At 46.3% G+C, this 23,167-nt stretch carries 21 protein-coding genes and 1 pseudogene; 18 read left to right on the top strand and 4 right to left on the bottom strand.

Features of this window, described 5'->3' with window-relative positions; genetic code table 11:
* Nucleotides 1-195 precede the first annotated feature (195 nt).
* From ACFRAM_RS10320 to ACFRAM_RS10280, 9 genes are all read left to right on the top strand, one after another.
* Nucleotides 196-540: a YlmC/YmxH family sporulation protein gene (locus ACFRAM_RS10320; protein WP_175372889.1), complete on the top strand. Its 345-nt coding sequence runs from the start codon at nucleotides 196-198 to the stop codon at nucleotides 538-540.
* Between the two features lie 134 nt (nucleotides 541-674).
* The gene (pgeF, locus tag ACFRAM_RS10315) at nucleotides 675-1,526 is read left to right on the top strand and encodes a peptidoglycan editing factor PgeF (protein WP_379465783.1); all 852 of its coding nucleotides are present in this window, start codon (nucleotides 675-677) and stop codon (nucleotides 1,524-1,526) included.
* Between the two features lie 3 nt (nucleotides 1,527-1,529).
* On the top strand, nucleotides 1,530-2,225 hold the full coding sequence (locus tag ACFRAM_RS10310) for a YggS family pyridoxal phosphate-dependent enzyme (RefSeq protein WP_379465782.1): 696 nt from the start codon (nucleotides 1,530-1,532) through the stop codon (nucleotides 2,223-2,225).
* 3 nt (nucleotides 2,226-2,228) lie between these two features.
* Nucleotides 2,229-2,678, top strand: coding sequence for a cell division protein SepF (locus tag ACFRAM_RS10305; protein WP_066364116.1), 450 nt, complete (start codon nucleotides 2,229-2,231; stop codon nucleotides 2,676-2,678).
* A gap of 7 nt (nucleotides 2,679-2,685) precedes the next feature.
* Nucleotides 2,686-2,955 (top strand): YggT family protein, encoded by a 270-nt coding sequence (locus ACFRAM_RS10300; RefSeq protein WP_139084608.1) that lies wholly within the window; start codon nucleotides 2,686-2,688, stop codon nucleotides 2,953-2,955.
* Nucleotides 2,956-2,961: 6 nt separating this feature from the next.
* Nucleotides 2,962-3,744, top strand: a complete 783-nt coding sequence (locus tag ACFRAM_RS10295; protein WP_379465944.1) for a YlmH family RNA-binding protein — start codon at nucleotides 2,962-2,964, stop codon at nucleotides 3,742-3,744.
* 222 nt (nucleotides 3,745-3,966) lie between these two features.
* Nucleotides 3,967-4,452 (top strand): DivIVA domain-containing protein, encoded by a 486-nt coding sequence (locus ACFRAM_RS10290; RefSeq protein ID WP_066364112.1) that lies wholly within the window; start codon nucleotides 3,967-3,969, stop codon nucleotides 4,450-4,452.
* A 959-nt stretch (nucleotides 4,453-5,411) separates the two neighbouring features.
* A complete protein-coding gene (ileS, locus tag ACFRAM_RS10285; protein WP_379465781.1) occupies nucleotides 5,412-8,504 on the top strand; it encodes an isoleucine--tRNA ligase in 3,093 nt (1,030 codons plus the stop codon).
* Nucleotides 8,505-8,826: 322 nt separating this feature from the next.
* Nucleotides 8,827-9,129 (top strand): DUF5665 domain-containing protein, encoded by a 303-nt coding sequence (locus ACFRAM_RS10280; RefSeq protein WP_379465943.1) that lies wholly within the window; start codon nucleotides 8,827-8,829, stop codon nucleotides 9,127-9,129.
* Nucleotides 9,130-9,554: 425 nt separating this feature from the next.
* On the opposite strand, the gene ACFRAM_RS10275 is transcribed toward ACFRAM_RS10280, so the two are convergent.
* The gene (locus ACFRAM_RS10275; RefSeq protein WP_379465780.1) at nucleotides 9,555-10,289 is read right to left on the bottom strand and encodes a TraR/DksA C4-type zinc finger protein; all 735 of its coding nucleotides are present in this window, start codon (nucleotides 10,287-10,289) and stop codon (nucleotides 9,555-9,557) included.
* A gap of 244 nt (nucleotides 10,290-10,533) precedes the next feature.
* Here ACFRAM_RS10275 and lspA point away from each other — a divergent pair, with 244 nt between their 5' ends.
* From lspA to ACFRAM_RS10260, 3 genes are all read left to right on the top strand, one after another.
* Nucleotides 10,534-11,016, top strand: coding sequence for a signal peptidase II (gene lspA, locus ACFRAM_RS10270; protein WP_175372942.1), 483 nt, complete (start codon nucleotides 10,534-10,536; stop codon nucleotides 11,014-11,016).
* Between the two features lie 14 nt (nucleotides 11,017-11,030).
* Nucleotides 11,031-12,002: an RluA family pseudouridine synthase gene (locus ACFRAM_RS10265; protein WP_379465779.1), complete on the top strand. Its 972-nt coding sequence runs from the start codon at nucleotides 11,031-11,033 to the stop codon at nucleotides 12,000-12,002.
* A gap of 95 nt (nucleotides 12,003-12,097) precedes the next feature.
* Nucleotides 12,098-13,351 (top strand): LL-diaminopimelate aminotransferase, encoded by a 1,254-nt coding sequence (locus tag ACFRAM_RS10260; protein WP_379465778.1) that lies wholly within the window; start codon nucleotides 12,098-12,100, stop codon nucleotides 13,349-13,351.
* Nucleotides 13,352-13,876: 525 nt separating this feature from the next.
* Here the strand turns inward: ACFRAM_RS10260 and ACFRAM_RS10255 are convergent.
* Together ACFRAM_RS10255 and ACFRAM_RS10250 are read right to left on the bottom strand one after the other, a co-directional pair.
* Nucleotides 13,877-14,701, bottom strand: coding sequence for a class I SAM-dependent methyltransferase (locus ACFRAM_RS10255; protein WP_379465777.1), 825 nt, complete (start codon nucleotides 14,699-14,701; stop codon nucleotides 13,877-13,879).
* 95 nt (nucleotides 14,702-14,796) lie between these two features.
* Entirely contained in the window at nucleotides 14,797-15,672 is an 876-nt protein-coding gene (locus tag ACFRAM_RS10250) for an alpha/beta fold hydrolase (protein WP_379465942.1), read from the bottom strand.
* 151 nt (nucleotides 15,673-15,823) lie between these two features.
* Here ACFRAM_RS10250 and ACFRAM_RS10245 point away from each other — a divergent pair, with 151 nt between their 5' ends.
* Nucleotides 15,824-16,531: a MerR family DNA-binding transcriptional regulator gene (locus tag ACFRAM_RS10245; protein ID WP_379465776.1), complete on the top strand. Its 708-nt coding sequence runs from the start codon at nucleotides 15,824-15,826 to the stop codon at nucleotides 16,529-16,531.
* Between the two features lie 55 nt (nucleotides 16,532-16,586).
* Here ACFRAM_RS10245 and ACFRAM_RS10240 read toward each other — a convergent pair whose 3' ends face one another.
* Entirely contained in the window at nucleotides 16,587-17,600 is a 1,014-nt protein-coding gene (locus ACFRAM_RS10240; RefSeq protein ID WP_379465941.1) for a serine hydrolase domain-containing protein, read from the bottom strand.
* Between the two features lie 158 nt (nucleotides 17,601-17,758).
* Here ACFRAM_RS10240 and ACFRAM_RS10235 point away from each other — a divergent pair, with 158 nt between their 5' ends.
* The 5 genes and pseudogenes from ACFRAM_RS10235 (at nucleotide 17,759) to ACFRAM_RS10215 (ending at nucleotide 22,881) form a co-directional block, all read left to right on the top strand.
* Entirely contained in the window at nucleotides 17,759-18,769 is a 1,011-nt protein-coding gene (locus ACFRAM_RS10235; protein WP_379465775.1) for a sigma-70 family RNA polymerase sigma factor, read from the top strand.
* A gap of 149 nt (nucleotides 18,770-18,918) precedes the next feature.
* Nucleotides 18,919-19,587, top strand: a pseudogene (locus ACFRAM_RS10230) (kanamycin nucleotidyltransferase C-terminal domain-containing protein); the annotation flags it as partial.
* A 426-nt stretch (nucleotides 19,588-20,013) separates the two neighbouring features.
* A complete protein-coding gene (locus ACFRAM_RS10225; RefSeq protein WP_379465940.1) occupies nucleotides 20,014-20,934 on the top strand; it encodes a protein kinase family protein in 921 nt (306 codons plus the stop codon).
* A 67-nt stretch (nucleotides 20,935-21,001) separates the two neighbouring features.
* Complete coding sequence (locus ACFRAM_RS10220; protein ID WP_379465774.1) at nucleotides 21,002-21,787, top strand: GNAT family N-acetyltransferase; 786 nt, start codon at nucleotides 21,002-21,004, stop codon at nucleotides 21,785-21,787.
* A 92-nt stretch (nucleotides 21,788-21,879) separates the two neighbouring features.
* On the top strand, nucleotides 21,880-22,881 hold the full coding sequence (locus ACFRAM_RS10215) for a phosphotransferase enzyme family protein (RefSeq protein WP_379465773.1): 1,002 nt from the start codon (nucleotides 21,880-21,882) through the stop codon (nucleotides 22,879-22,881).
* Nucleotides 22,882-23,167 lie beyond the last annotated feature (286 nt).

Here is a 23,167-nt window from a genome sequence, read left to right as displayed (position 1 = left end):
TCTAGAACTATCCTATGAACGCACAGGCAGCCTCGACTTGGAGTATTCCATGAATGCTCCATCTTGTCGACAGAGCTGCCTAGTGCTTCCAAATTATATTTGTCCGAGGGAGGGAGAATGGGGACAAAATAGACATGTTGCCAAGCTTAGGGATCATATATTGGACTATAGGTCTGATGGTACAGGGGTGATGAAATGAATCAGGAAACTATAGGAGCGGGCAAAAAAATGAAGATCTCTGATTTTCAGACTAAGGATGTCATCAATATCGTAGACGGTAAGCGACTGGGACAGATCAGTGACTTGGAGCTGGATCTCCGGCGGGGTGTTATTGATGCTATTGTGGTTCCCGGGTATACCCGTTTCATGGGATTGTTCGGCGGTGGTGCAGACCTGATCATTCCCTGGAGGAATATTGTGAAGATTGGATCGGATGTTGTCCTCGTGAAAATTGAAGAGAACCGGATGCCCCAGGCTGAGGAAGAACGGCAGACGATGTATTTGGAGCGGGGAGACCGGAGTGAACGGCGCATGTATTAATGATGCGTCTTTTTCTTTGGATATTCTCTTACAATCTAGGTCAAAATGCCTGGATTTTCAGAATTTGCCCTGAATCAAAGGCATTTCTTTGTGGGGAGTTTTGCCCTGTGTTACACTAAGGCGGAGGTGAGGAAATGGAACCGTTTGTACGGAGCGGGAAGGCTCCTATGCTACTGCGGCTGGAACCGTGGGCTGAGGAGCATCCGGAAATAACTGCAGGATTTACTGGCAGAGAGGGTGGGGCCGGTACGGCTCCCTATGATAGTTTTAACTGTGCATTCCATGTCGGGGATGATCCCGACAATGTTATGAATAATCGGACTATGCTGGTCGATAGTCTGGGATTTGCCCTGGAGGACTGGACCTGTGGTGAGCAAACGCATGGTGCTACAGTCGCTGTTGTTACAGAGAATGACCGTGGACGGGGTCGTCTGGATCGGGCCTCTGCTTTTCAGGCTACAGATGCAATGGTCACCAACATTCCTGGTGTACTGCTGACTTCATTCTATGCAGATTGTGTGCCGCTGTATTTCTATGATCCCATCAATTGTGCCGTAGGTCTTGCTCATGCAGGCTGGAAAGGGACTGTAGCGGAAATTGCTGCTGCCGCTGTTCAGGCCATGGAGCAAGCATATGGGAGTCGTCCGGAGGATATTCGTGCCGCCATAGGCCCTTCGATTGGTGACTGCTGTTATGAAGTCGACGATTATGTGATGAATCATATCCGGCGTCTGGAAGCGGAGTGTGGGGAGTCACCAGGGCAGGGTGAAGTGCTGTACAGTCCTTCTGCTGCAGATAGCAGTAAATGTATGCTGAACTTGAAAGAAATGAATCGACGCATTATGATAAAAGCAGGAATATTGCCGACTCATATCGAATGTACATCATGGTGTACAAGCTGTAATACAGATATTTTCTTTTCATACCGTGCGGAAAATGGGATTACAGGCAGAATGACGAGCTGGATCGGAATAAAGGAGAGTTGAAAGTTGGCTTTAACACTACAGGAGAGAATAGCCGAGGTAGAAGAGCGCATAGCACGTGCCTGCGCAACGAGCGGACGAGACCGCAAGGACGTCAAGGTAATCGCTGTTACAAAATACGTTTCCTTGGAAACGGTATCCGCTGTGCTGGAAGCAGGGCTGGAGCATATCGCCGAGAGCCGCTGGCAGAATGCTGAGCATAAGTGGTTGGCCTTGGGAGAGAAGGGAACCTGGCATTTCATCGGTCACTTGCAAACGAATAAGGTTAAGGATGTTATCGGTAAATTTCAATATATACACTCCCTGGACCGTATTTCGCTGGCCCGGGAGCTGCAGCGAAAGGCCGAGAGCATCGGACAGAAGGTCAATGTTTTTTTGCAGGTTAACATCTCGGGTGAGGATACGAAGTTTGGTTTGTCACCTGGAGATGTGCCGGGATTTTTGCAGGAAATCGCTGATCTTGACCGCGTTAACGTGATCGGACTGATGACCATGGCACCTTATGAGATGGAGCCTGAACTGACTCGCCCTGTCTTCCGTGGACTTCGAGAATTGCGTGATGAGCTGAATCGGCAGGGACTGACACCGGAGCCGATTACGGAATTGTCGATGGGAATGTCAAATGATTTTGAAGTGGCGATAGAGGAAGGAGCTACCTGGGTTCGCTTGGGTACGGTGTTGGTAGGTCACAAGGAGGGATAGGTGATGGGTGTTATGAACCGTTTTATGAGTTTTTTTGGCTTGCAGGAGGAAGAGGAGATTGTGGAGCGGGAGCAGATTTCTTCACGTGAGGAAGATGAGTACGAGCCAACCCCTGTAGAAACCCGCAAGAATCAGCGGACCAACAACGTCGTCAGCATCCACTCACAGAAAAATGTCAAGGTTGTGCTGTATGAACCGCGTTCCTATGAGGAGGCGCAGGAAATTGCCGATCATCTCCGGGCACATCGGACCGTTGTAATTAACCTGCAACGGGTGCGCAATGACCAGGCTATGCGAATTATTGATTTTCTAAGCGGAACTGTTTATGCCCTGGGTGGAGGAATATCCAAAATCGGGGGCAATATATTTATGTGCACTCCGGATACGGTTGAAATTCAAGGCTCCATCACCGAGATCCTTGGCGACGAACAAGACTATAACAGAATGAGGTGAACGGGCTTTGTACCAAGAAGTGAGCTCCATTATTGATATCCTGTTTAATATTTACTTCTACATGATCTTTATCTATATCCTGATGTCCTGGGTTCCTAGTGTCCGTGAGAACTTTATTGGGGAACTGCTGGCAAAGCTGGTCGAACCGTATTTGTCACCGTTCCGCAAGATTATTCCGCCACTTTTCGGAATGCTGGATATCTCGCCGATCGTTGCGTTGTTTGTACTCAGATGGGCGGTTTACGGCCTCAAATCTTTGCTGAGTTATGTTCTGTAACCTATGTTGAAGACAGAAATTTACGGGCATTTTCATCCCGACGAGCGGCAATTTGTGGACAGGGCCTGGGACTGGGTGACGGCTGCGGGGCAATATCATGAGAGTAAACTGACTGATTTCCTCGATCCGCGCCAAGGTCATATTCTGCATAGTCTGGTGAACCGCCATCCTGATGTCATAGTCAGATTGGAAGGTGGCCATGAAGATGCAGAGCGGTGCAGAGCCCTCATTGCTCCAGATTACCGCGAGCTGGATGGCGAAGACATGGAAATGAAAGTGTTAGCGATTACCTCCGGGGAGCAGAAATTTCTGGCTCTGGAGCATGGAGATTATATGGGCGCCATTCTGGGCCTTGGAATCAAACGAAGCAAAATCGGTGATATTCATGTGCTTGCAGATGGTTGCCATGTCGTAGTAACGGCAGATATCGCCGATTATCTCACCATGAATCTGCATGGTGTGCATAAGGTTAATGTCAGCACTGAAATCTTACCGCTTTCCTCGCTGCGTAGCAGTGAGACCAAGCTTGAAATGATGGATTTGACTGTGGCCTCCCTGCGGCTTGACGGCATTGCTGCGGATGTGACCCGTCTTAGCCGGAGCAAAATTCTTGCGCCGATCAAAAGCGGACGGGTACGGGTGAACTGGAAGGTGGAGGAGGATCCGTCCACCGCACTCAAGGAAGGCGATGTGGTATCTCTGCAAGGCTTTGGCCGTTTCAAGGTGCTGGAAGTCGGCGGCTTGACGAAAAAAGGCCGATACCGGGTTCAGGTTGGCAAATTTGTGTGAATCCCTTTGCAGGAATCTCGCTTTCCTTGTCGAAAATGATTAACTCGTGGGAAACAAACGAATTTGAAGCTGGACGCCGATAGTGTAGAAGAGGCGGACCCTAGCCGGCAGTGAGTATGAAACAGCAACTTCTGCCTAATACTTGAGTTACAATCTTGCTTCTTTGTCCGCTGCACGGCTGCAGAGGCCAGGAAGGTCCGAAATTTCTAGGAGGTGCACAGCATGCCATTAACGCCGCTCGATATACATAACAAGGAGTTTTCCCGGCGGCTCCGCGGTTATGACGAAGATGAGGTCAACGAGTTTCTGGACCAGGTCATCAAGGATTACGAAAGCGTCATTCGTGAGAACAAGGAACTGCAAAATCAGCTCCTGGCCCTTCAGGAGCGTCTGGACCACTTTGTGAACATCGAGGAGACATTGTCCAAGACGATCATCATTGCTCAGGAAGCAGCTGATGAAGTGAAGAACAACTCCAAGAAGGAATCGCAGCTGATTATCAAGGAAGCGGAGAAGAACGCTGACCGTATCATTAACGAAGCTTTATCCAAATCCCGCAGAATTTCGATTGAGACTGAAGAGCTGCGTAAGCAGGCTTCTATTTACCGGACTCGTTTCCGGACGCTGCTTGAAGCCCAGCTGGAGCTGCTCTCCCAGGATGACTGGAATGCACTTGAGAGTCGTGAGGTTACCGAGAACGCATTTTAGGTGTGTTCTGTCCGGTTGACATTTAAGCTCAAAGAGGCTATAACTAGAACATATCTTCAACCATGATTATATGTAATTCGATGAAGGGCCAAGTACGACAAGAATCTGTCCCCCAGAGAGTCGGTGATTGCTGAAAGCCGATGTTCAGACCCTGCCGGAAAATCTCCCCTTAGAAGCGACGCTGAAGCGCATTCTCGCGTGTGTAAGCCGAGCCGTCTGCCGGACGTTATACCGGACCCGCGTCATAAAGTAACGGCGCGGAACTGAGATCGTGCCTGAATACTCTCCCTCTAAGGAGGTGCTCATGCACTGAATTAGGGTGGTATCGCGAGCGTCGTCTCGCCCCTTGTGGGGCGGGATGGCGCTCGTTTTTGCGTGGGGTCATCCCCCTAAATCCCCCTTCTAAGGGGGACCCCAAGGGCCGCAGCCCTCTGGACACCCGCAAGTAAATCTCGACGGAAGAAGGTTGGCTAGCGGACAGGTGGTTTGTTCGGCGGGGGAGCGGCACTTCTTAGGCTCCCCTGGCGGGTTCGCCTGCGGGGCCTCCGCTTTGCCCCCGAGCCCCCGAGCCCGCGATCCTCCGCAGGAGGCAGCCTTGGCTCGGAAGCCAGCGACAGGCGAAGCGTCGCAAGCACTCCGCTCTGCCCCGAGCCCGCGAACCTCCGCAGGAGGCAGCCTGAGGCTCGGAAGCTAGCGAGGGGCGAAGCGTCGCAAGCAAGTCCAAAGTCTTTAAAAGTCGAGGCCGCGCAGGCGAACCCGAAGGGGAGCCTAAGAAGGGCCGGTTCTCGCGCCAACGTATCAGTTACTATTCCACCACTGCCACTCCCACCTCGAGCTCTGCTTCCGGGTGTCCAGAGGGCGGCGCCCTCTGGGGCCCTCCCTTGGCGAAGGGAGGGTTTGGGAGGGATAGAAAAAGATTGAGAAAAGTTTGAAAAAAGAACGAAAGGATTTGACCCTAAATGCAAAAAGTTGATGTCAGAGAAAAAGCGCGGGCTAGAGACGTCCGCATCTTGAAGAAATGGAGCGACGAAAATACGTTCCGCAGATCCATGGAGAACCGTGAAGGCCGCAAGAACTATGTGTTCTATGAAGGACCTCCTACAGCGAATGGTGCACCCCATATCGGGCATGTGCTGGGACGCGTAATCAAGGACTTTATCGGCCGTTACCAGACGATGAAGGGCTACCGCGTTGTTCGTAAAGCGGGCTGGGATACACACGGCCTGCCGGTTGAGCTGGGTGTTCAGAAGCAGCTCGGAATCTCCGGGAAACAAGAGATCGAGGAATACGGCATCGAGAAGTTCATCGAGAAATGTAAAGCGAGCGTCTTTGGATACGAGAAGCAATGGCGTGAATTTACGGAAGCGATCGGGTACTGGACGGATTTGGATAACCCGTACATCACCCTGAACAATACGTACATTGAGAGTGTTTGGAACATCTTGGCGACAGTGCATGAGAAGGGTCTTCTATACCGTGGGCACCGCGTTAGCCCGTACTGTCCGAGCTGCCAAACGACACTGAGCTCCCACGAAGTTGCACAAGGCTACAAGACGGTCAAAGACCTCAGTGCTACCGCCAAGTTCAAGCTGGATGACAGCGGAGAATATGTACTGGCTTGGACCACAACCCCTTGGACGCTGCCGGCGCATATGGCGTTGGCGATGAACCCGGACATGGATTACGTGCGGGTACAGCAAGAGGATGGAGTATACATCCTGGCGAAGAATCTGGTGGATGATGTGATGAAGGGTGAGCATACGATCCTTTCCACGCATAAAGGTTCCGAATTTATCGGCAAAACCTATGCGCCTCCATTCAGCTATATTCAGGCTGAGAAGCACAATGTCATTGTTGGCGCCTCTTTCGTTACAGATGCCAGCGGTACAGGGATTGTACACATGGCTCCGGCGCATGGTGAGGATGACTACAAGACTTGCCGCGAGAACGGCATCAGCTTTGTGAATGTGGTTGATGCTTCCGGTAAATATACAGATCTGATTGTTGATTTTGCCGGACGATTCGTGAAGGATTGCGATCTGGACATCGTGAAGACGTTGTCGGAGAAAGGTTTGCTCTACAGCAAGGAAAAATATGAGCACAGTTATCCGTTCTGCTGGCGCTGTGATACCCCGCTTCTGTACTATGCGACAGACAGCTGGTTCATCAGCACGACAGAGATCAAGGATCAACTCATTGCCAACAACAACGGTGTGAGCTGGTACCCTGAACACGTGCGTGATGGACGTTTTGGTAAATTCCTGGAGGAACTGGTGGACTGGAACATCAGCCGTAACCGCTATTGGGGAACGCCGCTGAATGTATGGGTCTGCCAGGACACCGGCAAGGAGTTCGCGCCGCACAGCATCGCTGAGATGAGAGCGATGGCCGTGGACGAAGTACCAGAGGATATCGAGCTGCACAAGCCGTTCGTGGACAACATCAAGCTGCGCAGTCCGTTCAGCGAGGGTGGAGTGATGGTACGTACATCGGAAGTTATCGACGTTTGGTTTGATAGCGGATCGATGCCATTTGCGCAAAGCCACTATCCATTTGAAAATGCTGACGCGTTAGATGACCAATTCCCGGCAGATATGATCTGTGAAGGAATTGACCAGACTCGTGGCTGGTTCTACAGCCTGCTGGCAGTTTCCACGTTGTTCAAGGGCGTAGCGCCTTACAAAGCGGTTATTGCTACTGGTCATATTCTTGATGAAAATGGCCAAAAAATGTCCAAATCCAAGGGCAATGTCATTGACCCATGGGAAATCATGAACGAATACGGCACCGATGCTTTCCGTTGGGCGATCCTATCCGACAGCGCACCATGGAATAATAAACGCTTCTCCCGTGGTCTGGTCGGTGAGACCAAATCCAAAATCGTGGATACACTGGTCAACACGCACGCGTTCCTGACCTTGTATGCTGGTATTGACGGTTATGATCCGGCGGATCATCCGTTCAAAGTATCCGAACACAAGCTGGACCGCTGGATTCTTTCTCGCATGAACAGCCTGATTCTGTTGGTAGATAAAGGGCTGGCTGTGAATGATTTTGTCAATACGTCAAAAGCGATTGAGAACTTCATCGACGAGCTCAGCAACTGGTACATCCGTCGTTCCCGTGACCGCTTCTGGGGCAGCGGCTTGGGCGAGGAAAAGCTGGATGCTTACCGTACGCTGACTCATGTACTGTTGACCACAGCACAGCTGATGGCGCCGTTCACACCAATGCTGTCTGAGGATATCTTCACAAACCTGGGTGGCGGCGAGAGCGTACACTTGGCGGATTATCCGGTAGCTGACGAAAGCCTGATCGACAAAGAGCTGGAGCAGGATATGGAAAGTGCTCGGGGCATCGTAGAGCTTGCACGTAACGTGCGTAACGAGACGGGCATTAAGAACCGCCAGCCGTTGTCCGAGCTGATTGTGTCGATTGATCGCAGCTTCCACGTGGCCGACTATGAAGAAATCATCAAGGATGAGATCAACATCAAGAACATTGTGGTGGAGACCAGCGATAGCGGGTTTGTTGATTTTACCTTGAAGATGAATCTGAAGGTTGCTGGTAAAAAATACGGCAAAAACATCGGCTTCCTGCAAGGCTTCCTGAAGAGCCTGGACAGTGAGGCTACACGCAAAGCTGTACAGGACGGCGTAATCGCCATCGTCTCTCCGGAAGGGGAAGAGCTGCAAATCACTGCCGATGAGCTGCTGGTGGAGAAGCAGGCTAAGCCTGGTTTCGCCTCTGCATCTGGCTATGGTATCACTGTAGCGCTGAATACCGAGATCACGCCTGAACTGGTGCAAGAAGGCTGGGTGCGGGAGATCGTACGGGCCGTGCAGGATTACCGCAAACGTCTGGATCTGCCGATCGATAAGCGCATTGCTCTGACACTGGATCTTGACGACGAACTGAAGGCGGCGGTTACTGCATTTGAGCATGTGCTACGTGAGAACGTTCTGGTTACCACTGTTGAATTAGGTGGAGCACAATCCTTTGAGACCGTGGAAGCCGGAGGCAAATCTATCGGTATTCACATCGGTGCTTAAAAATGTATCACTTGTCCGTTAATGGCATATACTAGCGTCACAAGCATAGATGAACAGTCTTCGGGCCGTCCGTCTATGCATGAAATATAGTTCCTTATATTTCGGCGCAAAATAACGAGCCCGTGCTAAAGGAAAGATATTTCCTTTGCCGGGCTCGTCTGTTTTGAGATGCCAGGAACATGGGAAGGGACGGGTGACAGTGACGGAACGAAAGGAAGACAGCAAAGGTTCAGGGCCTAGAGGGAGAATCTCCATCAAGACCTCGGACAAGATAAAGGGGCACAAGGAAACTCCAGCCGGGGATCCTCGAAATCCTGAGGAAATTCCACCGGAGGAGAAGCTAAACCTCGTCTATCGGATGACCTTTGATCTGGCACAGCAGATGGAGAAGTCTCGGATTGCCGAGTATACACAGCTGCTGTACTCTCCTTGGCGCCTAATTTGGCTGAATGTGCTCTCAGGAACGTCACGTGGAGTTGGAATTGCAGTGGGCTTCACGTTTTTTGCGGCAACGATTATTTATGTCCTTCAAGTGCTCGGGGCGCTTAATCTGCCGATTATCGGGGATTATATTGCGGATATCGTGCGGATTGTACAACATCAACTGGAACTGAAGACTTTTTAAAAGCCGTGGCCTCTGCGTTGCTCCAACCGCTTGCTTTGATCGGCTTTCTAAAGCTGTTCCAATCCCTCTTCAACCGCTGCAGCGGAGTGTATTGCTTCTTTTCCGCATAGATAATCCGCAGTTTTCTCATGAGCAGTTGATAACGCCGGTCATCTTGATGACTGAACTGATGTACTTCTTTAAAGTAATTAGGTTTCATTGTGCATACTCCTTCTGAGTTGGGTTCGTGATACACATAGACAGAAAAGAATTTATACAGGGCCAACAGATATATAGTTCAACAGAACTATTATACTAGGACATTCTGAACATTTTCTCAAAGTTTTCTTAAACAAAAAAAGAGGAGCCGGTATATAGCATCCTGCAACCGTCTCCACGCGATTTATTCTGATGTTTTTCTGTGCATAATTCATGAATAGGTTCTATTAGTCTTCTCCGTCTTCTTTGCCATGGGGGTCAAGCAGGTAACTACCCTCGCCGCTGTCCATATAATGCTGGTAGCTCCGCCCTCTAACGACAGTTACATTGTTGCCTTCGATATCGGTAGCAATGAAATTTTCCCAAGGCTCTACGAAGCCTTCGGTCTCGTCGGCCTCAATCTCCATGTCTTCATAAGCACCGATCTCATTGCTTTCTGCCATGGCCGGAGAATTGGAAGTACCCCAGCTCTCGACAATTTGCCAGGCGTCTTCGCCGTCAAAACCATTCTGCTCTTCATTCTCGTCAAGACTGGTTCGCCCAAAAGGGGGCGTGAGGAATTCCTCTTCGGCGGGACGGTTATTCGGCTTCTTTTGTTTGGGATTATGCTCTTTGCAGTAACGGGTAGCTGGGACGACGGCTAACCGCTCAAATGGAATAGGTTCACCGCCGGCAATACAGGTGCCATAGGTTCCTTCATCCATCGCCTTCAAGGCTGCATCGATATCCTCCAGCTCATGCTCGTCCCGCTCCAGCAGCGAAATGTCCATGGACCGGTGATACAGGTCGGTAGCGGCATCGCCTGGATGGTTATCGATTTCTGACAGTTCCCCGGAGTTGTCGCGCATGGATTCCTGCAGCCCGTAATGTTCATTATTTTGCAGTCTGTGGCGGATATCGGCCCGTTGCTGATGCAGATTTGCACGAAGTTCCGAGAGCTGCTCTGCTGTCAGGTGTGTCATTTGATTGTGCTCCTTTCTGATCCTGCTTCAGAACATCATTCCTTCCCCTTAGCCTGTGCGGGAGGGCTCCTTGATAGGTTGACCGGAGAGAAGGGATTTTAGCGATGGAAAATAGTCCCCAAGAGTCCCTGCACGAAAGGGTCTGCAATAGACGGGTCTTTAGGCCTGTGCTACAATATACGAGTCTTTAATCAGTATTTGACCGCGTAGACGCGGGAAAAATAAGAACGGAGTGACAACTTCTGTGGTGTATTATCTGATAGCTCTCATTGCTTTTTTGATCGACCAGGCAACCAAATATGTAATCGCTACGCGTCTGGAGCTCGGGGAACAAATTCCGGTGATTGGGAACTTCTTTCTGATTACCTCCCATCGAAACCGTGGGGCCGCTTTCGGCATTCTGGAGGGACAGCAGTGGTTCTTCATTTTGGTTACCATTGTGGTTGTTGCCGGTATCGTATGGTATCTGAATAAGGTCAAAGCGACACGCAAATTGCTGCCTACCGCATTAGGTCTCGTACTCGGTGGAGCCGTCGGCAATTTCCTGGATCGGATGTTGAACGGCGAGGTTGTCGATTTTCTGCAATTTAATTTTGGAAGCTATACCTTCCCGATCTTCAATGTCGCGGATTCCTGCATCGTTATCGGTGTGGCGCTGATTATTCTGGATTCGCTGCGTGATATGAAGGGCGGAGAAGAGATCACGGAAGTAAAGGAAACAAAGTAAGCTCACAGAAAGGAATGAATGATTTGAATAATGACGTCAATCAGCAACCGGCATCCGGCTACGAAGAAGAGAGGGACGTCACGGAGTGGACGGTCTCCGGCGAGAATGCCCGGGAGCGTATTGATAAGTATATCACCGAGGCTTGGGAGGAAGAGGTGTCCCGCTCACAGGTTCAGCTGTGGATCAACGGCGGAAATGTTACTGTGAATGGTGCAACGGTCAAAGCCAATCACAAGCTATGGGAAGGCGACGTGGTCGCTGTCACGGTACCTGAAGCGGAAGTCACGGATCTGGTTGCGGAAAATATCCCGCTGGACGTTGTGTATGAAGACAGCGATGTGATCGTTGTGAACAAGCCGCGCGGAATGGTCGTGCATCCTGCAGTAGGTCATCCCTCAGGAACACTGGTTAATGCCCTCATGTATCATTGCAAGGACTTGTCCGGCATTAACGGTGAGATCCGTCCAGGTATTGTACACCGCATTGACAAAGATACCTCTGGCCTCATTATGGCCGCGAAGAACGATGCCAGCCATGCTTCGCTGGCTGCGCAGCTGAAGGAGCACAGTGTGACCCGTCGTTATATTGCTGTAGTTCAGGGCAATCTGAGTCATGACAAGGGAACTGTAGATGCGCCAATCGGCAGAGATCCGCATGATCGCAAGCTGTACACCGTAACGGAGAAGAACAGCAAAAAATCTGTAACTCATTTTACCGTACTGGAACGGTTTGGCGATTGCACGCTTCTGGAGCTGCAACTGGAGACAGGGCGCACCCACCAGATTCGGGTACATATGAAATTCATCGGTCATCCTCTGGCTGGTGATCCGATCTATGGCCGCAGCAAAGGAACGACGATGAAAGGTCAGGCTTTGCATGCAGCTGTCCTCGGATTTGTTCACCCTTCTACTGGAGAGTATATGGAGTACAGTGCACCGCTTCCAGCAGATATGGAAGAATTATTGTTCGCTTTGCGTAGCAGATAAGTACAAATGAAGTGATAATAAATCCATGGTTTTGCATCACGGTTTACGTCATATTTATGATTAGAACTTTGAAAAAAAGCCAGGAGATGACCTTTATGAGTATTGAACAATATCAAGATACATTCATCCAGAGTAACTTTGCAGACCGCATCGGCGGTGCCAATTACGGTAAAGACACCGCGATTTATAAATTCGAGAAAATCAAACGCGCCAAGGCATCCGCGAAGCTGGATTTCCCTGACATCGAACTTATTGACATGGGTGTCGGCGAACCGGACGAAATGGCGGACGCGGGCATTGTTGCCAAGCTGGCCGAAGAAGCATCGAAGGAAGAGAACCGTGGTTATTCGGATAACGGTATTCCTGAGTTCAAGGCTGCAGCTGCACAATACTTGCACGATGTATTCAGCGTGGAAGGCATTGATCCGGTAACCGAGGTTGTGCATTCTATCGGTTCGAAGCCAGCATTGGCCATGTTGCCATCTTGCTTCATTAATCCCGGCGATATCACCATCATGACGGTTCCAGGCTATCCGGTCTTGGGCACACACACCAAATACTTGGGTGGACAAGTCTACACGGTGGAATTGAAGAAAGAAAACAAATTCCTGCCGGATCTGAACGCCATTCCTGAGGACATTGCCAAGAAAGCCAAACTGCTTTATTTGAACTATCCGAACAACCCTACGGGAGCCAGTGCGACGCCTGAGTTCTTCGCTGAGGTAGTAGTCTGGGCCAAGAAATACGATGTTGTCGTGATTCATGATGCACCGTACGCTGCCCTGACCTATGATGGTGTGAAGCCGCTCAGCTTCTTGTCTGTTCCGGGTGCTAAGGATGTCGGTGTTGAGCTGCATTCCCTGTCCAAGTCGTATAACATGACTGGTTGGAGAATTGGCTTTGTAGCCGGCAACCCGCTGATTGTCAAAGCGTTCAGCGATGTGAAGGACAACAATGACTCCGGTCAGTTTATCGCCATCCAAAAAGCTGCAGCCTATGGTCTGGCTAACCCTTCGATCACAGAAGCGATCGCGGACAAATATTCCCGCCGTCATAACCTGCTGGTAGATGCGCTGAACAGTCTCGGCTTCCAGGCCGAGAAGCCTAAAGGCTCGTTCTTCCTGTACGTGGCTGCGCCGAAAGGCGTGAAGGGCGGACGCCGTTTTGAGACTGGCGAAGATTTCTCGCAGTTCCTGATCCGTGAGAAGCTGATCTCCACCGTACCTTGGGATGATGCCGGAGCCTTTGTACGCTTCTCCGTAACCTTCGTTGCCAAAGGCGAAGAGGAAGAGCACCGCGTGATCTCTGAGATCAAACGCCGGCTCAGCGATGTTGAATTTGAATTCTAATATAGTGCATATAGCATACCCCGCAGCCGTAATGGCTGCGGGGTATTGTTTTACTCAGGAGAAAATGAAATACATATAACTGCTGGGAAAGCATCCGTTATTAAAACAACTTATTCAAAACTAATTCATCAAAACAATCAGTCCAGAAAGTGGAATCTTATTTATGTGAGCTAACGGACCGTATAGTCCTTATTTTCCGGATGAAGTTGCTCCAGGTATATGGAGTGGACTCAGACGACGTTATTTCGTTCCAAACAGAGGATTTTGAACAGGATTTGTGCCCATAAGGTCTCTGGAGTCCTTTATCTTCCTGAATGGTTGATTTTATAGCCAATAAAGCCACTGGAGTCCGTTACGAGGCAAGCACTGGTAGTATGGAAGACATTATGATGGAAAAATTGTTAGTTTATTTTTCAAAAAAGAAAAGGCCATCCTGCAAGGATGGCTCTTAAATTTACCGTTCCAGTCAACACGGGGAACAGCGTATCTCACTAATGTTAAAGTACAGAATATTCGAGCACCTTTTTATAAAGGCTTTGTCCCACACGCCATAAAGAATAGCATCATGGCATGAGCTTCCGGAGAACTAACAAAAAGGTCATAGGATTTATTTAATTCCTCAAATTCATATGAAGTAATAATGCCATGTTTATAGAAATCAGCAAAGCGGTTGATATCAAATTGTCGTTTGAAGCCTTCGATACTATGTAAATCACTATGTTGGATGATTGCATCCATATCCACGTCTATAAAGCCGGAATCGGATAGAATCCGCGGCAAGCTTCTTCCGATATTCCGGTTGCCACCTCTTGAAGCCTGTAGTTGTGACAGCTTTTTCAATATGGATGGTAAAACATCTAGTTCAGGTTGAATAGCCCCAAATACCCCGTCATCGATATCAATAATAATGAGCTTCCCGCCTGGTTTTAAGACACGGCTAAGTTCTTCCGCAGCTTGCAATGGGTTATGTAGATGAAGGAAAATTAATCGTGCAATCACAAAGTCATACTGATTATCGGGGAGTTCGGTATTGTAAATCGATGCTTTAACAAAATTAAGTCTTGATTCAGGGATATGACTTAGCCTCTGTCTAGCTTTTTCAAGCAGAATATCATCAATATCCAATGCGGTAATTTGACTCTGCGGTAATTCGTCCAGTAGTTGTTCAGTAACAAATCCGGGGCCACTTCCAACTTCCAATACCTTCATCCCATCTTGTAGTCCAAACCATTTCAGGGTGCGGTATTCTTTTTCCCACCCCATCAGAGCTTGTTCTTTTAAGCGCAACAATTCTGCGTCGGCTCCAATACTAACATTCTGAAAGTTATATGTTGATTTGCGTTCTTCCAATGATATTCCCTCCTGTTAGATTATGAGTTTAATGGAATAAAATAATCATAACATCGGTTGAAAGAAAAGCGAAAATTATTACAGCGAGGATGCTTTCACTTCGATAATAGTTTTTCAATAAACCAAGGTTTAATCAAAGGCAGAACCGTTTCAGGCTGCATCGCTTTTGTATGATCCATGTTCTCCCCGCATAAAAGATTAACATCCCAGCCAAAGTGCTTTAGTACATCTTCATTTTCCTTTAATAAGCCGCTGATATTGACAGTTACATTCCCAAAGTTCTCGCCATAAACAATGGTATCTTTGTCACCAGCGAATGTAAGCTTAGGAAAGTTTAATCCGGCTTGAATTTTGCTATCATCGAAATCTATTAAGTTTTTGTACATGGTGACAAATTGTTTGGTTTGTTTTGGATCTATTGTTACCTGTAAGTTATCCCAATCGAATTCCTCTGGACTGATATTTTCTTCGAATTGATACTTAGAGTTATCATGATTATTTAATGCTTGCTCATAAGTCTTGGTGGTTACTACCATCATTTCTTTATAGGGGCCCTCATAGGGTGGGAATCCTCCCATAACTAAACTTTCCAAACGGTTTGTTCTAATCGCCAATTGTAAGCCAATTAGAGCCAACCAGGAGTAGCCGTAATAACTAAATGTGTTAACCTTCATTTCATCAGCGATTCGTAATAAATCCTTTGAGATGTTCTCTGGTGTAAGAAGATCTGGTTGAGGATTGCGAAAAAGGTGGCCTTCATAGTCAAAGTACAACACCTGAAATTTATCAGAAAGTCCTTCCACAAAATTTCTTCCTAGTTCAGGATCTACGCCCCACAATTTCAACGTTTCAGCTTCTTGACCAAAAACAGATTTTTTAGCTATTGGTAACATAATTACTTTACTAGCAGGATCTCCAGTCAAACCTGCCTCTAATTTTGATCCATCATTTAATGTTACGATTTTGTTCAACATGATCACTCCCCACCGGATATACTAATAACATACAACATTCATGCAATAGTCCGGTTTTTCCCAGCAAAACCTTGGTATTAGTATAGAATTCGGATTTTATGTTAACGTAGCACTTTAAGGTTTTACTTTAAGATTTGGGAGTGGGGAAATGCAAAGTATATTCACACCTATACAAATTGCTAACATACTGAACGTAAGTACCACTACTTTAAGGAGATATGAAGAACAAGGATTAATCCCTGATGTACCGAGAACGGCAGGAAGCCATAGATCCTATACTCTGGTACATTTTCAGGCTTTTAGTACCATTCGATCATTATTGAAGGGATATGATATACCTGTAGTTTATGATGTCATGAGGCGAATCAAGAATTTTGATATAACGGATGCTCTTTGGCTAGTGAACCATCAGCTGTACCTGACTCAAGAAGAAAAACAGCGGGTTGAAGAAATACTGGGTATGATCAGAAATGCTGATTTCAGCCAATACAGAAATATTAAATTAATACAGCCACTGACTATTGGAAAAGCAGCTGAAATTGCTGGGGTTAACACCTCTGCTATTAGGCATTGGGAGCAGGAGGGGTTGATTTCTTCAGAACGAGACGAAGGTAATGGTTATCGAATTTTCACTATGTCTGAATTGCGGAAGATCTTAGTGATTAGCAGCTTAAGAAAAACAATATATTACACTGAAAATCTGAAAGACCTTCTAAATGACCTAGAAACACAACATTTTACAACAATAGATCGATCGTTTCAGTTAGCACTTGAAAAATTAAACGATAAGCTAATAGTACAATTAAAGGGAATAGTAGAACTAATGAAATATATAGACTACATCAAAGTGGATTAGCAATTCTGGTAAACAATCTCTTGGGTAAGGGGTGACCGGATAGAGGTCTTAAATTTTATCCGCTCATCGTATAGCCCCTTTGAAGTTCCCCATGGTAATCGGTGTACAATAGATATTCTACTTTGCCTGATAGTGAACAACAGAACTCAAGATGTTCATAAATCATGTCCGTGATAAAAGTGATTCTGCCGGGCTCCTGACGGATAGGGATCAGCTTGAATTTATACGGCACCCCATACATTATAGTAACCGTTAGATAAAGCTCTTGATTTTTAGTGGAAATGTCCAAGTGCGTATTTGTCTCGTTTTCAAGGAAATAGCAGCCGGTTAGAGCGTCTAGGCCTGTTAATGGTACCCGGACTGCAATAGGTGGTAAAGTGACCTGATCCTCAAATATTGTCTTAGCTATATCTCTGGATAAATGCGTTACAGGTGTGACATTCATATTATTTAAAAAAATGATTGTCAATTCATCGTCAACAAATCGCAGGAAATCATTAAAAAATCCACTAATATCTCCAAAATGATTCAAGCATTTTCTTCCCAGTTCATTAGAAACGACCCAACCGCAGGCATAGGACTGGAGGTGTGGGGTAAACATGTGGTTCATCAGCTCTTGACTTAGTATTTTCGCAGATTTCAAGGCCTGATCCCAAACCAATAAATCCTCCGTTGTAGAATATAATCCATACGACCCTAAAGGCAAGGACATATCGGCGTAAGCGGTATGAATCGGCTTCTCCCAGAACGAATAACCGGAAGCCATTCCTGGAATGACGTTTATCCCATCGTCGCATCCCGTATTATACATGCCTAGCGGCAGGCATATTTGTGCTTGTATATAATCTGAATACGACATCCCGGAGACATTTTCGATAATGCCCGTTAAAATTGCATAGCCAGAACTAGAATACCCAAAGCGGCTTCCAGGCTGGAATTCCAATTTCTGCTCTTTAAATGAGTCTATCAACTGATCCAGAGTCGAAGGTAATCTCATCGTACGAGGCCAAAAATCCGGGGAGCTTGTATAGTTGGGGATGCCAGCAGTATTCGTTAGGCAATGATAAATTGTAATTCCTTACAGCATATCTAACAATGAAATAAGAGAAAGACTACGTTCACATAGCTGAAAAGAGGTAAACACGGTTATTCCAAATAAATTTATAATAGTTAAGACGGTTTCTTAATTCTTCTTACGTCTAATGTTATGAACTTAATTTGAGGAGGATGAAAGTGGGTTGTTCGGATACAGAGCTGGTAAATAGGGTGTGTAAAGGAGAGGTTGATGCATTCGGTGAACTTATCAGCAAATATGCCAATGCTGTTTACGGGGTAGCTTACGGCAAATTGGGTGATTTTCACACTGCACAGGATGTTGCACAGGAGGTCTTTGTCAAGACATTCAAGAAGTTGTCCAACTTAAAGGAACCCGAAAAACTCAGCAGTTGGCTATATGCAGTTACCACAAGGGAATGCATGGACTGGTTTAGGGCTAATAAACACAAGGAAGTGTACAAATTAGCGGAACAAGTAGATACTCCGCAGCTAGAAAGCACCGAAGATACATTATTAAAGAAAGAACTTCAGAGTGAGGTATGGAACGCTCTAAACACCCTATCCGAAGCTAACCGTACAGTCACAATTCTGTACTATATTGATGGATATAAGATTAGGGAGATTAGTGATTTCCTTGGTGTATCTGTCGATGCAGTAGAGAGCAGACTTCGCAGATCAAGAACATCATTAAAAAGGGAGATGTTAAGTATGGTAAATGATAATCTCAGCGAGAACAGATTGAATGAGGAGTTTAAGAAGAAGGTATTTCAAGATGAGAGAATGCCAGAAACGCAGTTCCGGCGTGTGACTATGGGCGGAAGTGATTTTGACGACAGCGATTTGAATACAACAAGATTCTATAACATTAATCTAGAGGGCTCCAGTTTTGATGATATCAATATGAGCAAGACCGTCTTTAATAATATAAACATGCATCTTGCGAAATTTGTTGAGGTTGGATTGTGGGAGATTGAGGTGAGTAATTGTCAGATGGGAGGAGCTCATTTCCATGATATTACCAAGCACGGAGAAGGGAATCGGTTCGAAAACTGCGAATTACAGGGGAGCTCCTTCCTAAACTGTAATCTTTCAAACGTCGACATTAAAGATTGCGATATCTCAGGGCTTAAAGTTAATGGGGTGTCCATCGAAGCCCTTTTGGCGAGCTATAATAACAAATAAAACATGTAAGTTGTTTAAATACAAAGGCCATCCTGTATTCAGGATGGTCTTTGTTAATTCTTACTATAATTAAACTTTACCGAAATTCTTCCTTCAACCTTTAGTATTATGAAAATGGGATATCCATTTATATACAAAGGGGATTTTAAATGCTGAATGTATTTGATGTTGCCAAGTCACTTTTGAATCATATAGAGAAAGTTTACGCTGAAGAGATTGCGATTGTTGCTTACTACGGATCATACGCGCAGGGAACCGCGACGAAACGCTCTGACTTGGACTTCTTTTTTATACCAGCCACATCAAAAGGATATGAAGCAAGTATTCAGTTTATCATTGATGACATAAGCTTTGACTTCTGGCCGATTAGTTGGGAACGTGCGGAGAGAATGGCTTCGTTTCAAGAAGATAAAACCACGATTATCACGGATTGTAAGGTCCTCTATACTCGTTCGGATGAAGAGCGGGAAAGATTTATGAAGCTGCGGGAGACCACTTCTGTATTGCAGGCCTCTGAGAATGCGCAAAAGATGATAGAGAAGGCTGAAGCCGAGCTCCGTGATGTTTATGTGCATTTGTATAAGCTGACCAGGGCTAGAGGGTCTGGTTCTTTAGCGTTCTATAGAACAGAGGCACACGGTATTTTAACAAAGATTTTCCTAAGCCTTGCCCTGTTAAATGGGACGTATTACTCAAAAGGCTTTGGTAAAAACAAGGAAGAAATATTAAGCCTGCCGCTCAAGCCGGTTCGCTTGGAATCCTACATAGAAACGATTACACGAAGCGACGTGAACGCCCGTATTCTTGAGGCATGTGAAGGACTCGTGGCAGATACACTTGAGCTAATCATAGCGCAAAAAGAACAGCATTACAGCAACCCTGATTACCCAGATAGAATGAAAGGCTTTTATGAAGAGGAAAAGGGAGTTCTGGATAAAATCATTACCGCTTGTGAAACGAATGATTTTGATACCGCATTTTTCTCTGCTGTCCATGTACAGGATGTGGTCGCTGCCTTTTTGTTTTACGCTGAAACCGGGCATTGGCCAAGTGATTATACCACTGATTTTAAATACCAGGAGCAATACCTACAATTGGGATTCCCCGATCTGGTGTCACTTCTCCACTCACGAGATCTACCGCAATTACAAGCAGCTACTGAACATTTAAGCGCTATGCTAGAGGCTTATCTGCGAAGTAAAGGGGTCGAAATCAATCGTTTTGAGAACATTGAGCAGTTTGTAGTGTTTCTTGAGAAGAAGGAAGTAGCCAGACACAATTTCACAAAAACAAGCGGTGCGCCGGTTACCTATTCTTTCGATGAGGTTACCTTTCAGCTTCAAGAACAACACGATTTTGCATGGCTGCGGTCTCTAGGCAAAGTATTCTGCGTGTTTGATCAACAGGATTCAGGTAATATCTGTTTCGGAGTGGAGAAGGATGGGGAGAAGAAATTCGTTAAGTATGCAGGAGCCAGGCCACTAGATTTTTCGGGAAATCCTCAAGAGGCTGTGTCGCGGCTAGTTGCGGCTATTCCATTGTACGCTGCTTTAAATCATCGGCATCTTATTCAGCTCAAGGATCATTTCCGTACCGCTAACGGATACGCAGCAGTATTTGAATGGTTCGAAGGGGAGTGTCTTCATTCGCATTGGTCCTTCGCTGGTCAAGCAAAATATAACCATCCTGACTCGCCATTTTATAAATACAAGCATTTGCCCCTTGAAAAGCGCCTGGAATCCCTTGATGCCATTTTTGAATTTCATACTTTTGTTGAAGCACAAGGATATGTCGCAGTTGATTTCTACGATGGAAGTATCTTATACAATTTTTCACACGATATAACGAAAATATGTGACATTGATTTCTACAGAAAAGTCCCTGCTGTAAATGATATGGGGGAGAATTTCTGGGGTGCAACGAGATCAAAAGCTCCTGAAGAGTTCATATTAGGTGCCCCTATTAATGCACAGACCAATGTTTTCACGATGGGCGCTATTGCCTTTGGTTTGTTAGGGGGCGAAATGGATCACTCCTTCGCTAAATGGGAAGCAGGGAAACCGCTCTACGAAGTGGTTTTGCGAGCAGTTAGTGAAGATCGAGAATTGAGGTACGACAATGTCAGCACGTTCAAAGGGTTCTGGGATGAAGCGAAGGGTTTGTAAATTGCAATGATGGAACAGCATGTTTGCTAAATAACTTTGCTTAAATACAATTAAGGAGCTAGATAAGATGATAGAGCTATCTGATGAGGAGTACACTTACGTTCTGCCGCTGGTTAAGAACCAAGCGTATGAACCTGTATTTGCCTATTCCGTAATTGATCATAATCAGTCTGGTAAAGTGTTTGTGGATCGTCGTGAAAATCCTGCCAGCAGTCTTATCATCAACTCGTATGGACAGTATCTTTTGGCCGGGAGCGGTAGCGATGAGCGCTTTATGAACGATGTAGTTGAATATTTACTCAATGAACAGAACCATTCAACTTACTATGATCTTTATGTTACAACGCCGGAACTGCTAATTCTAATTAACGAAAAGCTAGCGGGGCGGACTGTTTTGTTGCACCGATCTTCTTTTACATTCGATCCATCCCGATTCCAGAATCTTGAAACTACTCTAAAAGCATTGCCCGAGCATTATATAATGAAATCAATGGATGACGCACTGTTCGACAAATATCGTAATGAAATGGACGCTTCGTATGACTCGCTATGGAATTCATCTCAACATTTTATGGAGCGAGGATTTGGTTATTGCATAATGATGAATGATCATTTCGCTAGCGTGTGCAATTCTTTTTTTGTAGGTGGAGGGTATGCGGATATTGATATCGTAACGGTGGATGAATACCAGAAGCAAGGGTTAGCAACACTTACAGGTGCAGCATTTATCGAGCATTGTTTGAAGCATGATGTAGTGCCGAACTATAATTGCGATGCAGGAAATCAACGTTCGATCCAGTTAGCGGAGAAGTTAGGATTTGTAAGAAATCATGATTTTCCAATGTTATGGTGACATCAGGACAAGACAATCATTAGTGATTATTTGGAAAAATTCAATTATTCAAACTAATAGGAAATCCTGAAACCTAACGCTATGGAGGTACGATGAAAAATAATATTGCTTTAACCAATGAGCTACTTGAGATAGCGGCACAACTTTTTAACACGAGCAGTAATGAGCTCTCTTATATAGGAGGCAGTCAGAATATCGTCTACGAGTATGAGCGGGAGGGAGCAAGCTTTATTCTGAGATTCACGCCAAGCGCCAATCGTTCAGAGAGTTTGGTCCAAAGTGAACTGGATTGGATGATGTTCCTCGCAAATGCAGGGATTGTAGTCTCCTTACCTACACTTTCGAATAAGGGACGATGGACGGAGGTCATTCATTTTCCGGGTGGGTATTACACTTGCGTGTCTTTTGAAAAAGCTCAGGGAAACAAGATCGACTACCCGGAATGTCTTCAGGATGATGAGCTGTACGAGCGGCTGGGACAGTTGACAGGCAAAATGCATGCGTTGTCTAATACATATCGCCCTAAGGAAGGTATTGCCAAAAGACAGGACTGGAACCAAAACTGGTTTCTGGAAAACATTGAACTGCTTCCTGAATCACAGGTCAGCGTTCGTGAGAGCTATTTGGCCCTGGTCAAGACTATCGGGGCTTTACCCAAAGATAATAACGGATACGGATTGATTCATGGCGACATTAATGTTGCGAATTTTAAGGTGGATGATCATGGAGTGATTACACTTTTTGATTTTGATGAAGCCCAGTATAGTTGGTTTGTAGAGGATATAGCGATCCAGATCTATTATTTGGTATATGTTTATGGCGGTGATGATGGACTGGTTTACCGAGAGGAGCAGACCAGCCGATTTATGCATCACTTTATGAAGGGTTATCGCTTAGAGCATACATTAGATGAATATTGGCTCGGGCAGATCCCGTTATTTCTAAGACTAAGAGAACTGATCGTATACATAGGCTCATTTCGAAATTGGGACGGAGATGAAACTTTCAGCAGCTCTGACAATCAATGGTTTAAGGACTGGATTGCAGAAAGTAGATTCCGGATCGAGAACGAAATTCCTATTGTAAATCTGTAGTGCCTCTTCTTCCCAAAAGCAGTTCTTGGAGTTGACAGGCCGCCGTCATTCTGTCATACTTCTGTTAAATGAATAGCGCCTTTAATTCAGTCCCGTGAGACTGGCAAGGTAACGTGAATCGAGGTTCGCGACTCTAGGAAGGTATCCGTATGACTATACGGAAGTCTTTTTATGTGCGCAGCCGTCATCTTCTTCATGTGTGGATTCCACTCCTTGCCTGTTTCAGGCAAGGAGTTTTTTGTTTTCCAAGGAACTTGAAGTGGCGTTCAAACAGAGAGGATGACAA

This window comes from Paenibacillus sp. NPDC056722 (genome assembly GCF_042790635.1).
GTDB lineage: Bacteria > Bacillota > Bacilli > Paenibacillales > Paenibacillaceae > Paenibacillus_AQ > Paenibacillus_AQ agri.
Note: the sequence above shows the minus strand (reverse complement) of the source record. Positions and strands in the feature narration are given on the sequence as shown.

What these genes read in the sequence shown, in the direction of transcription:
- ACFRAM_RS10245 (WP_379465776.1), top strand. Translation starts at nt 15,824, where the DNA reads ATGCAAAGTATATTCACACCTATACAAATTGCTAACATACTGAACGTA.
- ileS (WP_379465781.1), top strand. Translation starts at nt 5,412, where the DNA reads ATGCAAAAAGTTGATGTCAGAGAAAAAGCGCGGGCTAGAGACGTCCGC.
- ACFRAM_RS10215 (WP_379465773.1), top strand. Translation starts at nt 21,880, where the DNA reads ATGAAAAATAATATTGCTTTAACCAATGAGCTACTTGAGATAGCGGCA.
- ACFRAM_RS10290 (WP_066364112.1), top strand. Translation starts at nt 3,967, where the DNA reads ATGCCATTAACGCCGCTCGATATACATAACAAGGAGTTTTCCCGGCGG.
- ACFRAM_RS10235 (WP_379465775.1), top strand. Translation starts at nt 17,759, where the DNA reads ATGAAAGTGGGTTGTTCGGATACAGAGCTGGTAAATAGGGTGTGTAAA.
- pgeF (WP_379465783.1), top strand. Translation starts at nt 675, where the DNA reads ATGGAACCGTTTGTACGGAGCGGGAAGGCTCCTATGCTACTGCGGCTG.
- ACFRAM_RS10265 (WP_379465779.1), top strand. Translation starts at nt 11,031, where the DNA reads ATGAATGATTTGAATAATGACGTCAATCAGCAACCGGCATCCGGCTAC.
- ACFRAM_RS10260 (WP_379465778.1), top strand. Translation starts at nt 12,098, where the DNA reads ATGAGTATTGAACAATATCAAGATACATTCATCCAGAGTAACTTTGCA.
- ACFRAM_RS10320 (WP_175372889.1), top strand. Translation starts at nt 196, where the DNA reads ATGAATCAGGAAACTATAGGAGCGGGCAAAAAAATGAAGATCTCTGAT.
- ACFRAM_RS10220 (WP_379465774.1), top strand. Translation starts at nt 21,002, where the DNA reads ATGATAGAGCTATCTGATGAGGAGTACACTTACGTTCTGCCGCTGGTT.
- ACFRAM_RS10305 (WP_066364116.1), top strand. Translation starts at nt 2,229, where the DNA reads ATGGGTGTTATGAACCGTTTTATGAGTTTTTTTGGCTTGCAGGAGGAA.
- ACFRAM_RS10275 (WP_379465780.1), bottom strand. Translation starts at nt 10,289, where the DNA reads ATGACACACCTGACAGCAGAGCAGCTCTCGGAACTTCGTGCAAATCTG.